The 14,831-nt window shown below is 44.7% G+C and carries 12 protein-coding genes; 8 read left to right on the top strand and 4 right to left on the bottom strand.

Features of this window, described 5'->3' with window-relative positions; genetic code table 11:
• The first annotated feature begins 85 nt into the window (after positions 1 to 85).
• The 3 genes from ACX0G9_RS23475 to ACX0G9_RS23485 are packed head-to-tail and all read left to right on the top strand — an operon-like array spanning position 86 to position 2,391.
• Positions 86 to 646 carry a helix-turn-helix domain-containing protein gene (locus tag ACX0G9_RS23475; RefSeq protein WP_459067408.1) on the top strand — a complete coding sequence of 187 codons (561 nt, stop codon included), beginning with the start codon at positions 86 to 88 and terminating at the stop codon, positions 644 to 646.
• Between the two features lie 8 nt (positions 647 to 654).
• Positions 655 to 1,341 (top strand): aspartyl/asparaginyl beta-hydroxylase domain-containing protein, encoded by a 687-nt coding sequence (locus ACX0G9_RS23480; protein ID WP_459067409.1) that lies wholly within the window; start codon positions 655 to 657, stop codon positions 1,339 to 1,341.
• Between the two features lie 45 nt (positions 1,342 to 1,386).
• Entirely contained in the window at positions 1,387 to 2,391 is a 1,005-nt protein-coding gene (locus tag ACX0G9_RS23485) for a sulfotransferase (RefSeq protein ID WP_459067410.1), read from the top strand.
• A 23-nt stretch (positions 2,392 to 2,414) separates the two neighbouring features.
• Here ACX0G9_RS23485 and cysC read toward each other — a convergent pair whose 3' ends face one another.
• Positions 2,415 to 2,969 carry an adenylyl-sulfate kinase gene (gene cysC / locus ACX0G9_RS23490; protein WP_459067411.1) on the bottom strand — a complete coding sequence of 185 codons (555 nt, stop codon included), beginning with the start codon at positions 2,967 to 2,969 and terminating at the stop codon, positions 2,415 to 2,417.
• Positions 2,970 to 3,110: 141 nt separating this feature from the next.
• Between cysC and pgm the strand changes: the two genes are divergently transcribed.
• On the top strand, positions 3,111 to 4,757 hold the full coding sequence (gene pgm / locus ACX0G9_RS23495) for a phosphoglucomutase (alpha-D-glucose-1,6-bisphosphate-dependent) (RefSeq protein WP_459067412.1): 1,647 nt from the start codon (positions 3,111 to 3,113) through the stop codon (positions 4,755 to 4,757).
• Between the two features lie 29 nt (positions 4,758 to 4,786).
• Here pgm and ACX0G9_RS23500 read toward each other — a convergent pair whose 3' ends face one another.
• On the bottom strand, positions 4,787 to 5,710 hold the full coding sequence (locus ACX0G9_RS23500) for a PhzF family phenazine biosynthesis protein (protein WP_459067413.1): 924 nt from the start codon (positions 5,708 to 5,710) through the stop codon (positions 4,787 to 4,789).
• A 26-nt stretch (positions 5,711 to 5,736) separates the two neighbouring features.
• Complete coding sequence (locus tag ACX0G9_RS23505; RefSeq protein WP_459067414.1) at positions 5,737 to 6,120, bottom strand: Rid family detoxifying hydrolase; 384 nt, start codon at positions 6,118 to 6,120, stop codon at positions 5,737 to 5,739.
• A 129-nt stretch (positions 6,121 to 6,249) separates the two neighbouring features.
• Between ACX0G9_RS23505 and ACX0G9_RS23510 the strand changes: the two genes are divergently transcribed.
• A complete protein-coding gene (locus tag ACX0G9_RS23510; protein ID WP_459067415.1) occupies positions 6,250 to 7,659 on the top strand; it encodes an aminotransferase-like domain-containing protein in 1,410 nt (469 codons plus the stop codon).
• Between the two features lie 10 nt (positions 7,660 to 7,669).
• On the opposite strand, the gene ACX0G9_RS23515 is transcribed toward ACX0G9_RS23510, so the two are convergent.
• On the bottom strand, positions 7,670 to 9,289 hold the full coding sequence (locus ACX0G9_RS23515; RefSeq protein ID WP_459067416.1) for a UvrD-helicase domain-containing protein: 1,620 nt from the start codon (positions 9,287 to 9,289) through the stop codon (positions 7,670 to 7,672).
• Positions 9,290 to 9,503: 214 nt separating this feature from the next.
• Between ACX0G9_RS23515 and ACX0G9_RS23520 the strand changes: the two genes are divergently transcribed.
• From ACX0G9_RS23520 to ACX0G9_RS23530, 3 genes are all read left to right on the top strand, one after another.
• A complete protein-coding gene (locus ACX0G9_RS23520) occupies positions 9,504 to 10,100 on the top strand; it encodes an RNA polymerase sigma factor (protein ID WP_459067417.1) in 597 nt (198 codons plus the stop codon).
• Between the two features lie 69 nt (positions 10,101 to 10,169).
• On the top strand, positions 10,170 to 11,366 hold the full coding sequence (locus ACX0G9_RS23525) for a FecR family protein (RefSeq protein WP_459067418.1): 1,197 nt from the start codon (positions 10,170 to 10,172) through the stop codon (positions 11,364 to 11,366).
• 188 nt (positions 11,367 to 11,554) lie between these two features.
• Positions 11,555 to 14,824, top strand: coding sequence for a SusC/RagA family TonB-linked outer membrane protein (locus ACX0G9_RS23530; RefSeq protein ID WP_459067419.1), 3,270 nt, complete (start codon positions 11,555 to 11,557; stop codon positions 14,822 to 14,824).
• Positions 14,825 to 14,831: the final 7 nt, after the last annotated feature.

The following is a 14,831-nucleotide window of genomic DNA, read 5'->3' on the forward strand; positions in this document are numbered from 1 at the left end:
TTACGCCAAATCTTGTATAATTCACACATTAGCGGGGTGGAAAATCCGCCCGGCCGTATTACCTTAGCATTATCGATGTGATTAAATGAAACTGTATATAAAATATATGGTCAGTATCCGGTGTAAGTTGCTGGTAAAAGTTCAACTGGAAAAATTGAATATACCCTATTTAACCGTCGAATTGTGTGAGGTCAGCCTCACACAGGCCATCTCTCCGGAACAAAGGATGCTTTTGAACCGCTCCCTGAAAAGGGCGGGATTGGAATTGCTGGATGATAAAAAAGCTGTCCTGGTTGAAAAGATCAAAAATGTGATCATTGAAATGATCCATTATGCAGACGAACCACCCCTGACCAAGTACTCTGTATTCTTAAGCGGGAAATTGGAGTATGATTATACTTACCTGGCCAATCTTTTTTCAGAGGTCCGCGGAACTACGATCGAGCATTTTATCATTATCCATAAAATTGAAAGGGTAAAAGAATTGCTGGTATATGATGATCTGAATCTTACGGAGGTCGCCCGAAAATTGCATTACAGCAGTGTGGGTCATTTATCGGGCCAGTTTAAAAAAATCACCGGTATGACTCCTTCCGTCTTTAAAAAACTAAAAGAAAAAAGACGCAATAACCTGGATAATTTATAAATTAACTTATGATCCATTATGCCCGGTTAAACCTTTGTTATGATCATCAGGCCGTTCAGCAGGAGGTTCGAAGCCTTCCTCTTCCTGAGCAATGGACGATGCATTTTAATTCAACAGATTATACCGGCTCCTGGACCGTGATCTCTCTTCGGTCTCCCGATGGAAAGGAAACCAGCATTATCCCGGCATCCAATGAAGTTTTGAGTTATGCCGATACTCCCCTGATGATCGCTTGTCCGGCTATAAAAGCTTTGTTATCCCAATTCCTCTGCCCGGTGATGTCTGTTCGGTTATTGAATCTGGAGAAAGGCGCCGTCATCAAGCCCCATAGAGACCATGAACTTGCCTTTGAAAAAGGAGAGGCCCGTCTGCATTTTCCAATCTTTACCAATGACCAGGTATTTTTTTATTCCAATTCGGCCTTATTAAAAATGAAGGAAGGGGAGTGCTGGTATATAAATGTGAATTTGCTCCATAGTGTAGCCAACAAAGGCTCTTCGGACCGAATACATCTGGTAGTGGATTGTTCAGTGAACGACTGGCTGAAAGAACTGTTCGGAAATGCTGCTTTTACCGAAAAAATTATGGATGAAGAAAAAGAGCCAGGACATCTTTTAGCGGTGATCACGGAATTGCGGCTTCAGGGCACCCAAACCTCCTTAGCACTGGCCAAACAATTGGAGGACCGGCAATAGATCAGAAACTGCTAATAGATCAAAAACTGCGAAAAACAGGCAATTATGGATAAGAGCCCGCTGCCATTAAACTGGATTCCCTATAAACTGGAAAGCCTGAAAGACCGGACCTTACAATGTCATTGGCTGCCTGCCGGGAATCTTGGCTTCACAGATCCCTTTTTCGACGAAACCATTTTGAAGGCGAAATTCCTACATGCCGGGCATAAACAAAAAAGTGTGAGCGACTGTCCTATTCTGTCCGAATGGGCAGGGGATATGGAGACGGTTGCGCCGTCCGCCTTTATTTTCCACGTGTCCAGGTGCGGTTCAACCCTGGTGTCGCAAATGCTTACGCAGCTTAAGTCAGCTATTGTCCTGGCTGAAGTTCCATTTTTTGATGATATCCTTCGCCTCCCTCCTGAAGTCCAGGAGGCCAATGGGTGGCCCGTTCTTTCTCTGCTTTCTGCAGCCATTCGCCTTTACGGCCGAAAAAGAACCGGAAAGGAAAAATACCTGTTTGTTAAAACGGATAGCTGGCATTTGTTTTATTATGATCTGTTACGGAAACTCTACCCGGACACCCCTTTTATTTTATTATTCAGGACGCCGGCAGAAGTAATCCGCTCACATGAAAAAAGAAGAGGTATCCAGGCCGTTCCCGGAATGATCGACCCGGCGTTATTCGGTCTGGAGCCGCATAATTTTGGTGAATCGGATCTGAATACGTATATGGCCAATGTCCTTGAAAAATACTACGAACAATTAATGACGATAGCCCAGGCCGATAAGAACATTTTATTGGTAAACTATAAGGAAGGGCCGGAAAGTCTGACTAATAAAATAGTAAGTTTTTGCGGAATACCGGTCGGTGAAAGCGAAAAAGCGGACATGGAGAAAAGAAGTTTGTTCCATGCAAAGATGGCCACTTCGGTTTTTTCGGAAGAAAAGGTAGATGAAAAAGGACCGGTTTATCAAAAGGCTGCATTGGAGCGTTATTATCAGGTGGAGGAATTATGGGAAGTACTGGAAAGAGAAAGGTCGGAAGGTCGTTCCAAAGAATCAGTATAGAACAGGTTGGTTAATGATCTTGGTTAATAATCTTGGTTAATAATCTTTTGCATGAATAGTAAAAGTTTTTGTGCCGATTCTTCCAGGGTTTCTCTCTCCGTGCGGATAATAAGATCCGCATCAAAGGGAGCCTCATATGGATCATTGACACCGGTAAGATTATAGATCTTATCAGGGGCTCCATCCTGCATAAATGCCCTGCGGTATAACCCCTTCGTGTCTCTGATCAGCAATTCCTGTAAAGGACAATCGATCCATACCGTTCTGGCCTTGTATTTATTTTTTAATTCCTGACGGGCAATTTGGTAAGGATTGATGGCTGCAATGACCGAAATATTTTTTGTGCCGGCAAGTTCATGGGCCACCTTTCCCAGCCGGCGGATATTCTCGCATCGGTCTTTTTTTGAGAACCCCAGGTCGCTGCAAAGAGTATTCCGGTAAACATCGCCATCCACTATTTCAAAAGAAATACCGGGGTAAGGCCATATGATTTTTGTTGCCTGAACGATTGAGGTTTTGCCGGCACCGGAAAGGCCGGTCATTTGAATGATCATTTCCGTCTGATTTATATATAACAATCGGTTTGTTCAGCGAACAAAGGTTGGGGTAAGGGTGTTAACCCATAAAGATAGGGAGAAATAAGATAGGGGGAAATCCGCAAGCCTTAGCAGGCTGCTATTTCGTATCTTACCAACCAGGAAAAACAAAAACAGACGTCTATGCAAATAAGCCCTTATGCAGGAAAACCGGCACCTCAGGAAATATTGTGCAATATCCCTAAACTTATTTCAGCCTATTATACCGGCAAACCGGATATAGCCATAGCAGAACAAAAAGTTGCGTTCGGAACATCCGGTCACCGGGGTTCTTCCCTTCTGAATTCTTTTAATGAAACGCATATTCTGGCTATAACACAGGCCATTTGTCTGTATCGAAAACAACAGGGTACAGATGGCCCCCTGTTTATCGGAATGGATACTCATGCCTTATCCCTGCCGGCATTCGCCACGGCCCTGGAGGTTCTGGCAGCCAATGCCATCGAGGTGATGATCTCCGAAGGGGATGAGTACACGCCGACACCTGCCGTTTCACATGCCATTCTTAACTACAACAAGGGCAGGGAATCCGGTTTTGCGGATGGTATTATTATCACCCCTTCCCATAACCCTCCCCAGGATGGCGGGTTTAAATACAATCCACCTACGGGAGGTCCTGCTCCCACGGAGGCAACCCGGTGGATCGAAGCAAAGGCAAATGATTTTCTTTTTAAGGCTCTTCAGGGAGTGAACAGGATATCCTTCGATAAAGCGCTTAAAGTCTCTACTACTCATCGGTATGATTTTTTAAACAAGTATGTGGGAGATCTTGGCAGCGTGATCGATATGGAAATTATCCGGAATGCCGGGATCCGTATTGGCATAGATCCGCTGGGTGGAGCAGGGGTCCATTATTGGGAGCCTATAGCAGAACGTTATGGTCTGGATATTACTGTGGTCAATAAAACGGTGGATCCTACTTTTCGTTTTATGACGGTGGACTGGGATGGACAGATCCGAATGGATCCGTCTTCTCCTTATGCCATGCAAGGGCTGGTAGCCTTAAAGGATAAGTTTTCGATTGCCATGGCCTGCGATACGGACTATGACCGTCATGGGATCGTGACCCAAAAAGCCGGATTGTTACCTCCCAACCATTATTTAACAACTATGATCTTTCATCTTTTTCAACACAGGCCTGATTGGTCTGCCGGTAAAATGATCGGTAAGACGGTAGTCAGCAGCCAAATGATCGATAAAGTTGCCGCCCGGATAGGGCGGAAAGTGTTTGAGGTGCCCGTCGGGTTCAAATGGTTCGTTGACGGATTGTTTGGGGGCTCATTGGGTTTTGGCGGTGAAGAAAGCGCAGGGGCTTCCTTTGCGCGGATCAGTGGCGAAGTCTGGACCACGGATAAGGATGGGATGATCGCAGCACTGCTGGCTGCTGAGATCACCGCAACAGGTAAGGGAGATCCGGGAGAGATCTACTCCCAACTCAGTAAGGAATCCGGCGAGTCATTTTATGAACGTATAGAAGCAAAGGCAACGCCTGCTCAAAAAGATTTACTGGGAAAATTGTCACCGGAACAGGTAACCCGAAAGGAACTGGCCGGTGAAAAGATAACCTCGGTGATCACCAAGGCTCCCGGTAACGGTGAGTCGATCGGCGGCTTAAAAGTGAGTACTGAGAATGGGTGGTTTGCTGCGCGGCCTTCCGGAACAGAGGATATTTACAAGATCTATGCTGAAAGTTTTCGTGGGCAGGATCATTTAGGCCGGATCCAGGAGGAAGCACAGAACCTGGTGGATGAGACCCTGAAGAAGGTATAGGATCAGGGATCAGGGTTTATAATTAAGGATCAGGGTTTAGGGTTAAGTATTTCCAAATGGTTGACCAAATTGTACTCCAAAAAACCTTTAGCAATTTTACACACACTGCCGCTTACCCATACATCTGCTGTATTATCCGGGAAGCTTTTTAATTCTACATAAAGAAGACTATTCCGGGAAAGGTTTTTACCTTGAAAGAATTGAATGACCTGATCTGGTTTTTCAAAGCCATGTTTGACCAGAAATGCACCGGCTGGGCCAGCCAGGCTACCTGTAGCTATGTCTTCCAAAGAACCGTCATTATTGCCTGTTCTTATACTGCGGGTTTCGAAATCCAACAGACCGATAAATTTGGCATTGAATCGATGTAAGTGTTCTTCGAGACCGGGTGCGCCTATGTTTGCTTTAAAACGATTGTTTAAAAAAGGGATAATCAGGTAAGGTAAACCTGTCGATACCACCGTCGGAAAGAGGCCGGGAACCAGGTCTTCCGGTGTTGCATTCAGATAACTCAAAAGGGAGCCTGTTTCTTCCGCATTCAGCACCCTGCCAAATATTGCTTTTCCCTGGTTCATGGTAACTTCAAACCCATAATCTTTTTTTTCTGAATAAACTTTTACTGTTTTTTCATTTAAGGCGAAAGTCCATTCAATCCTGGCTTCCGGATTTTCCTGGAGATCGTGTAAGGTGGCTGCTGCCCCCAGGATCGGATGCCCCGCAAAGTTCAATTCTTCTGCACAGGTAAAAATGCGTGCCTTCATGGTCCGGTCATTGATCTTTGTATGGTCATTGATCTTTTGCAGGAATATGGTTTCAAACTGCCGCATTTCCTGCGTAAGACGCTGCATGGTGGAGTTGCTGAAATTCTCTGCTTCTGTAAATACGATCAGACCATTGCCGGATAAAGGAACCGGAGAAAAAACATCTACGTGATAATATGGGATATTTTTCATGATAATAAATTAAAAGAGATGGAAAATTATTTTAACCCCGTAACTAAACGGGCTATTGCGCTAATTTCTATGTTTGCCTTCAAAGGAAGTTCTTTTACTGCGATGCATACACGGGCCGGAAAGACGGAAGAAAAGAATTGAGTATATACTTCATTCGTTTCAGCATAGTTCTCCATATCGGTAAGATAAATAACAACCATAACCAGGTGATGGTAATCCAGGCTATTCCTTTTCAACACATTACCTATGTTTTCCATGACCTGTTCAGCCTCAGACCTAAATGAGTTCTTTATCAATGCCCCGCTTACAGGATCTGATCCAATCTGTCCTGAGATATACAATTGGTTTTCTGTTCTTACCGCTTCGGTAAAAGGCAAACGCGCTGATCCGGTTGTTTCGATTGGTTGCATATTTTAGCTTTTTATTTTTATCTTTTTATTTTTCTCTGAAAAGGATAATTCAAAATTGGTTAATTTTGATCAATTGTAACAGATACAGATTTTGAATATATTACTGTAACAGAATTTAACCGGGTGATTATGAGCGAACTTCTATATATGGACCTGGCAAAAAAAATTGCCTCCCTGATCAATAAAGGCACCTATTCTGTTGGTGAAAAATTGCCTTCTTTAAGGACTATTCACAAAGAACAGGGGCTGAGTGTCGGAACGGTATTGCAGGCATTTAATCATTTGGTGGATACCGGCCTGATCACCGCTCAGGAGAAATCGGGTTACTTTGTGAGCTATCAACCAAACAGCCATCCGGCATTACCCCAAACCGTACCCCTCTCCTTGTCGGAACATAAGGTGTATATCGATAACCTGTTGCAGAAACTTAGAAAGGAAAAACCGGGGAAAAATTTTATTTCTTTTGCGAATGCCCTGCCCGATCACCGGTTGTTACCCTTTAACAGTATAAAGCGGGCTATTCAGCATGTTTCCCGGGACACCAGCGGCGATTACCTGCATATGGAAGACCACCGGGGCAATCCGGGGTTAAGGAATTCGCTCGCCAAACGCTCCTTTTCCTGGGGAGGATCATTACATGCAGATGACCTGATCATAACCAACGGGGCAACCGAAGCACTGAATCTCTGTTTAAAAGCAGTAACCGTTCCCGGCGATACCGTTTTGGTTCAGGAACCCTGCTATTATGGTGTTATGCAATCCCTGGAATGGTTGAATTTGAAAGTAGTGGCCATACCTTGTCATTCAGAAACCGGTATTGAAATACAGGATCTTGAGGATGCCTGCCAAAAACGGAAAATAAAGGCTTGTATCCTGGTAAGTAATTTTAATAACCCTACCGGGGCCTGTCTGAGCAGCGATAAAAAGAAAAAGATCGCTGCATTTGCCAATAAAAATAAAATTGCCATTATTGAAGACGATATATATGGCGACCTCTTCTTTGACCAGGTCCGTCCGGATACCATTAAAACGTATGATAAGAATGGATGGGTGCTTTTATGTAATTCTTTTAGTAAGTCTTTGTTCCCGGGTTTCCGGATCGGATGGTGTGCCCCCGGTAAGTTTGGCTATGAAGTGGCACGGTATAAATCAATGAATAATGGAGCTACGGCTAATTTTCCCCAAAGAGTATTGCAGGAACTGCTGGTCTCAGGCGCCTATGATCGTCATCTTCACCAGTTCAGGAAAGAGCTGCACAAAAATCTCCTTCGGATGAGTTGGCTGATCCAACAGTATTTTCCGCCGGAGACAAAGATTACCCGGCCTAAGGGCGGTATTGTGATCTGGATCGAGTTACCGGAAAAGGTCAATGCAGCTAAGCTTCAGGATGCCGCCTTTGATCAGGGGATCGGAATTGCCCCAGGAGAACTTTTTTCTGCTAAAGGGGGGTATAAGAATTATATACGCCTTAGTTTCTGCTCTTTATGGACGCCTCAATTTGAGAAAGCGCTTGGGAAGCTTGGTGCATTATGCCATTAAGGGATTGTTCTTATCTCGAACGCAATTTTTTTATTCCTGAATAAACTGAACGGCTCCTGTTTTTATCTTTGGCTGCCTGTCTGTTATAGGTTTTATCAACCGGTTTTGCGGACCTGCCTTTGGTTATCTTTATAGCCGCTCCTTTTTTCACAGGCATTTCTTTTTGTGATGCAGGTAGCAAGTCCTCTGAAAGATAAAGGTTGCCTTTTGTCCTGGTAATGGCCACATACAATAAATTTATTTCTTCCGTTAATCTGGCCATGCTGGTAGTCTCTTTAGATCCCGCCAGTTCGATGATCTTTTCTTCGGTTATAAAATCGTCCGCCAGGGTAACTTCGTCATATTCCATTCCTTTGCACCGGTGAACAGTTGAAAAGATCATATCGGCTTTATACTTGTCGTCATTATCCAGATGGCACTCTTTTAGTTTTTTTATATAGCCGGGGATTTTTTTGCCATAATCCTTTACCAATTCAACAAGCATGCGTAGCTGTGCATCTCCCGTGTTCTCAATATATTCTTCCAGTTCAGTCATGTTTTTCATGGAGGCGATCATTTTGTCACGAATCCACTCTTTTTCCCCCGAATAAAGATTAAGAACATCATAGATTGATGCTCCTTCCCCGGCATACGTATAATTCTCAATCCTTCCTTCGAAATAAACGGACCCTATCTCTTTTTTTTCAATAAGCAATTCGATAGCTTTTACCAAAAGTCCTGCATTCGTTCTGGCAATTACAGCCCTTGTTTTTATTTTGCCCGTTTTGCCCGCACCTGTGATCTTAATAACCGACGGTATGTTCAAATGACGTTTCCAGCTAATGATATCTTTTGCCAATCCGGCGATATCCTGGTTAAATCTAAAACTTGTGCCCAGATTATAAGCGGGATAGTCAACTTTTTCCAGGGAGTTTACGGCATAGCGCCATCCATATATCTGCTGATTCGTGTCTCCGACTATTACCTTGCTGGCTTTCTGGGAAAGAAAGATATCCAGCATGGCCTCGGATGCATCCTGCCCTTCATCAAAAAGTATGGTGTCGAAGGCAAGAACAGGTTTGCCGAGTTGAAATTTCTTCAGATAAAAATCGTGTATAATGGGTATTTCACCTTTATTCATTTTGTCCAGGAAGACCCTGGTTTGCCAGGCTATTTCATCTTTGAAATTAAGCGCGAAGAGCTTGGCATCGGGATCATTGATAACATCCTCATAGTTCAGATCCAGAACTTTTGTTTTATTGCTGTTGCAGAAGTAGGAAAGAAAGGCAAGGATATGCGTCGCGAGAATATATTCGGTATGCCTGCCGGGATATTGATCAAGCCTGAGCAATTCAACGACCTCGGGGTTTTTGTAGCCGTCTTTTTTTAGGGTATAATTCGTTCCTTTAACAATGCGGGAGAAAGCCAAAGAATGAGCCGTTTCTATTTTTACGTTCGGGACGCCTTTTTCCTGAAATTTCTTTTCCGCTTCCAGTTTTACTGCTTTATTAAAGGCCAGGTATAGTATTTTTTCGTCTGGTCTTGCCTTTGCATATTCAAGCAGGGTAGTGGTCTTTCCTGAACCGGCTACAGCGTTGATCTTAATATTTCCCGAGCTTCCTATAATGGCGATTTGTTCCCTGGTCAACATGAAGGGCGAATTTACGGTTTTTTTTATCGTATAATTTGGACCATAGGAAAGAGCCTTTTAAGAAATTATACCACTCAGTCTCTTCATTTTCTCCTAATTTAGCTGTACAAGAGCGCTTTTCCCGGCATTAACTCCTGTTATACCATTACACCGAATCCCCCTTATCTTCAAGAACACATATTCTATTTAGTTACTGATAATTACATTGTTACAGTTGGAGAAATTATATTACGACCCTGCCCTGCTGGTACAAATCGCCAACGGGGATGAACGTGCATTTAAACTAGTCTTTGAATCTACCTATCCAACCGTATATAAAGCAGCTTTATTGGTGACCGCTTCTACTCACCTGGCGGAAGAAGTCGTGCAGGACGTATTTATAAAGGTTTGGATTAAACGGAACGACCTCCCCGCTATTTCGGACTTTAAGTCCTATTTGTTTATCATGGCCAGGAACCAGGCTTATAAGGCATTAAGGAGGCAGCTTCGATGGCAGGATCTTAATAAAAAGGTCTCTGATGATGTAGAAATACAACTGGACAGCCTGGGGGAAGGATGGGAAGCAGATAATATCCTTGAGGTCTATGAAAAGGCGGTAAATCAACTTCCTGCCCAGCAACAAAAGGTATTTCGTCTGAGCAAACAACAGCATCTCACCAGGGAACAGGTTGCCCTGGCCATGAATATCAGCCCGGAAACGGTTAAGAAATACCTTGCCATGGCGATTCTGAATATAAGGGCTTATTGTGTTATTCATGCTCCCGAGTTATTGCCAAGCTTCTTAATTCTATCTGTTATTCATTCCATTTAAAATTATTCCACTTTTTTTTTGTTCCTGATACCCCCATTTTGGGCTGACAAGGCTCTTTAACTTACCACCATGAACATAGATCGTCTCAACCATTTATTTTGGCAGCGCTATTCTGGGAAAATTACCCCGGAGGAAGAGCGGGAGTTCTCAGTTTTTGCTAAAAATCCTGAAAACCAGCCTTTACTGGAAAGTTGCATTGACCTGTTCCTGGAACGATCTCCTGATCTACCGGTACTTAGTCAGGAAAAAGTAGAAGGTATATTGTCAAGGATCCATGGCAGGTATGAGCCACAGGTCCAACCCGTTCGCCGTATTGGTTATCTCCGCAAGTGGGGGTGGGCAGCGGCCGTGTTATTGGTAACAGGCGTGGGAACTTTTTTGTGGAGCAGGTATACAAAAGTGAACCCATCTTTTGCCAATGGCAAGGAACGTATACAAACGGATATAGCGCCTGGGGGTGACAAAGCCATACTGACCTTGGCGGACGGGACCAGAATAGTACTGGACAGTACTGCCAATACGAATATTGCACAACAAGGAAAGACAAGGATTAGTAAACCTGGCAGCGGAATATTAACGTACAATACGGAAAAGAATGCTTCGCAGCATGTTCCTTCGGGGGAAGCACTCTATAACATGGTCAATACCCCAAGAGGTGGTCAATTCCGGGTCGTATTGCCTGATGGAACGAAAGTTTGGCTCAATGCTGCCTCCTCGATAAGATTCCCTACTGCTTTTACAGGCAGCAGCAGGATTGTAGAAGTGACCGGGGAGGCATATTTGGAAGTGTCGAAGAATATTCATCAACCGTTCAGGGTAATAACTGACGGGATAGAAATCGATGTGTTAGGCACCAGTTTTAATATTAATGCGTATACGGATGAAAGTTCCATCAATACCACCTTGGTGGAAGGAAGCATTTCCGTTGCTTCGGTTATGCTCAGGTCCGGTCAGCAGGCACAGATCACCAGGGCTGGTGGGCAGAAGATGTTACAGCGGCCTGCCCTGGTCAATAATATAGACCTGGACAGAGTGGTAGCGTGGAAGAATGGGCGGTTTAACTTTAATGGTGCAGACATTTACGCCGTCATGCGACAGCTTTCCAGGTGGTACGACCTGGACATAAAATTTGAAGGCGGAGCCCCCAAATTGAAACTGAAAGGTGAAATGGGGCGAGATCTCCATTTAAATGAGATGCTCGATCTGTTAAGCGAGATGGGAATCAAATTCAGGATTGATGGAAGGACATTAATAGTAGGCAAATAGGTTATCCAAACAAAAAGCCAGCAATGCGGAAACATTACTGGCAGGATGTCCGGGTAATCAAAGAACAAAAAAGTCGTAGGAGACTGTTTATTCATTCACCCAAACAATGCAAATGTATGCAAAAAACTGCTTTTTGCGGACGTTCGGCTCGTGGGAGCAACCGCCGCATAACCAAAACCCTTTTGATCATGAAGTTGACAATGGTATTACTAACCGCAGCCTTGATGAATGTCAGCGCCAAAGGAATCTCACAAAATGTAAGTTATTCCGGTAAAGATGTCCCCATTGAAAGGGTATTTGCCGAGGTCAAAAAACAAACAGGTTTTGTCTTTGTTTACGATGAATCAGTGTTGGAGCACGCAAAAACCGTATCCATCCAGGCAACAAACCTGCCCTTAACCGACTTTCTTACCCTTTTGTTAAAGGGGTTTCCCATAAAGTTTACGCTCCGCCGTACGACGATCCTGTTATCCCGTAAGCAGGGCTCCGATCTTACTTCTGGACGGATAGCTGATAATACCGAAGAAATTATTACCCCTCAACCAGTGAAAGGTCACCTGTCCGATGAAGCGGGCAATCCTGTGGCCGGAGTTACGGTTACCAAAAAGAGCATGGTGAATGCAACCGCTACGGCCTCCGATGTCGGGGGTAATTTTATTATCCCTGTTTCTCAGGGAGACTTTCTTCTTTTTACCTCGGTGGAATATGAATCGAGGGAGTTGAAAATTACCAAGCACCTTATCAGCGATGGCATTCATATACAGCTTTCAAAAAAAATAACGGCGCTCAATGACGTTATTATCAATAAAGGGTACTACAGTGAAAAACAAATGGAGAACACGGGCAATGTCGGACGGGTAGATGCAAAGGTCATCGGGCAGCAGCCAGTGGGAAATCTACTGGAGGCGCTGCAGGGGAGGGTTCCCGGATTGCTGGTTACCAGCAATAGCGGGGCGCCGGGATCCGACATGTCCATACAAATCAGGGGGATTAACTCAGTGGCAGCCGGGACGGCCCTGTTGTATATCATAGACGGCGTCATTGTTCCTTCCTCAAGCGTCAGCACCGTCTCCACACCGAATGGCCTTGTCAATCCCCTCAATGCGATCAATCCTTCGGATATTGAATCGGTGGAAGTCCTTAAAGATGCCGATGCCACAGCTATCTACGGTTCACGGGGTGCCAACGGCGTAATATTGATAACCACCAAAAAAGGGATACCGGGAAAAACAAAATTCGATCTCGATATCTATAAAGGCGTTGGTAAGGCTGCCAATTCTTTGAAATTGTTGAACACCCCGCAATATCTTCAATTACGGAGAAAAGCCTTTGCGGCCGATGGTGTGACACCTGATATCAATAATGCGCCAGATCTGCTGATCTGGGATACCACTGCCAACGCTAACTGGCAAAAATTGTTGATCGGAAATACGGCCTCCATTACCAATATACAGGCCACTATTTCAGGAGGTGATGAGCGAACGCATTTTTTATTGGGGGCAGGCTTCCGGGATGAGGGCACTATCATGCTGGGTAATGGCTCCGACAGGAGGCTGAATGCACATCTTAATGTCGGACATACCTCCTTAAACAAACGTTTGGCAATCAATACGAATATGATATATGGCAATGACCTGATTCATTCCATAGCGAACGACCCTTTCCGGGCGATTCTTACCGCACCCAATATGCCCGTATATGACAGCACAGGCAAACCTTATTGGCTCAATGGTGGTATTGCCCTGGGCAACCCCATTGCCATGCAATATGCCAAAACCAAAACAACGACCGGGCAGTTCATAGGCAATACTGATTTCAGTTATGCCTTACCTGCCAACCTGCAGGTGAGAGTGTCGGTTGGTTATACGGCCATGCAGCAAAACCAGATAGTCCCTCAGCCGGGAATTTCCCTCCCTCCATACTCTCTAAGCAGTGCAGGGTATGTAAATGCTACCGAATTTGGTGAAAGCAGTACAAATAGCCTGATACTGGAACCTCAATTGAATTACAAGGGTAAGATCGGGGATGGAAAACTGGAAGCTCTTATTGGGGCGAGTCTGCAAAACAATAATTCTGCCACCACTTATTTCTACGCAACGAACTTTGCCTCCGATGCCTTGATGGAGAGTCTGGGTGCAGCGACCAATATCACTACCCGGACTTCTACCACCTCACAATACCATTATGAATCCGTTCTTAGCCGTCTCAATTATAACTGGAAGGGAAAATATATTGTGAATGCCACCACCCGCAGGGATGGCTCCTCCAGATTCGGGCCTGGCAGGCAATTTGGCAATTTCTGGTCCCTGGGAGCTGCCTGGCTTTTTTACAAGGAAAAAACTATGGAAAACCTTTTTCCCTGGTTAAGTTTTGGCAAGTTGCGCGGTAGTTATGGCCTCACCGGCAATGATCAGATCGGCGATTACCAGTACCTGCAGTCCTATAGCGCATCTTCGATCCCTTATCTCGGTTCAGCCGTGCTGTACCCTTCCCGCCTGGGTAACGAGAACTATAGTTGGGAATCGAACAAAAAGCTAGAGGCCGCCGTTGAACTGGGGGCGATTCATAACAGGATCAATTTTTCTATTGCCTGGTTCCGGAACCGCTCGGGTAATCAATTGGTCAGTTATCCCCTCGCCAGTCAATCCGGCTTTACGAGCTACCAGGCCAATCTGCCGGCTTTGGTACAGAACCGCGGTTGGGAATTCCAATTACAAACCACCAATATTCACCAGACCAACTTTACGTGGACGAGCAGTTTTAATTTAACGGCTGCACGAAATAAGCTCTTAAAATTTCCAGGTCTATCCGGTTCCTCCTATGCTGACCGATTTGAGATCGGTCAACCCATCAGCCTGCTCAAGCTTTATCACTATACCGGCATAAATAGCCAGACGGGCGTTCCGGAATTTGAGGATGTAGATCATGACGGACAAATAGGTTTTGGAAAGGACAGAGTAACTGCAGGTACCCGGGATCCGAAGTTCTATGGCGGACTGGGCAATCATTTCGGTTACAAAAATCTTAGCCTGGATCTGTTCTTCCAGTTTCAGAAAGGAATTGGTTATGGTTACCTGTATACTTTTTCGCAGCCTCCGGGTTCCATCACCAATGTCAAAAAAGAATTTGCGGAGGGTGCCTGGTCCAAACCGGGAGACCATGCCTCGCGCCCCGGTTTGACCACCTCTACATCGGATATCTATTTTGCCTATTCGAATTATTACAACCAATCCGATGCCGTGTTATGCGATGCCTCCTATATCCGGCTGAAGACCCTGGCATTTTCCTATAGTTTGCCTTTCCCACTCACCACCAAATGGAAGATGGAGGCCTTGCGAATATTTATTCAGGCACAAAACCTGTTGACCTTTACACATTATAATGGTCTTGACCCTGAAACGCAGACTGCCACTCCCGTACTTAAAATTATCACGGCAGGCATACATCTAACCTTATAAATTATAT

Source organism: Flavitalea flava (genome assembly GCF_054461575.1).

Excerpts from the sequence above, each read along its gene's own strand:
- ACX0G9_RS23480 (WP_459067409.1), top strand. The coding sequence starts at position 655 with ATGATCCATTATGCCCGGTTAAACCTTTGTTATGATCATCAGGCCGTT.
- ACX0G9_RS23530 (WP_459067419.1), top strand. The coding sequence starts at position 11,555 with ATGAAGTTGACAATGGTATTACTAACCGCAGCCTTGATGAATGTCAGC.
- ACX0G9_RS23475 (WP_459067408.1), top strand. The coding sequence starts at position 86 with ATGAAACTGTATATAAAATATATGGTCAGTATCCGGTGTAAGTTGCTG.
- ACX0G9_RS23505 (WP_459067414.1), bottom strand. The coding sequence starts at position 6,120 with ATGCAACCAATCGAAACAACCGGATCAGCGCGTTTGCCTTTTACCGAA.
- ACX0G9_RS23485 (WP_459067410.1), top strand. The coding sequence starts at position 1,387 with ATGGATAAGAGCCCGCTGCCATTAAACTGGATTCCCTATAAACTGGAA.
- pgm (WP_459067412.1), top strand. The coding sequence starts at position 3,111 with ATGCAAATAAGCCCTTATGCAGGAAAACCGGCACCTCAGGAAATATTG.
- ACX0G9_RS23525 (WP_459067418.1), top strand. The coding sequence starts at position 10,170 with ATGAACATAGATCGTCTCAACCATTTATTTTGGCAGCGCTATTCTGGG.
- ACX0G9_RS23510 (WP_459067415.1), top strand. The coding sequence starts at position 6,250 with ATGAGCGAACTTCTATATATGGACCTGGCAAAAAAAATTGCCTCCCTG.
- ACX0G9_RS23515 (WP_459067416.1), bottom strand. The coding sequence starts at position 9,289 with ATGTTGACCAGGGAACAAATCGCCATTATAGGAAGCTCGGGAAATATT.
- ACX0G9_RS23500 (WP_459067413.1), bottom strand. The coding sequence starts at position 5,710 with ATGAAAAATATCCCATATTATCACGTAGATGTTTTTTCTCCGGTTCCT.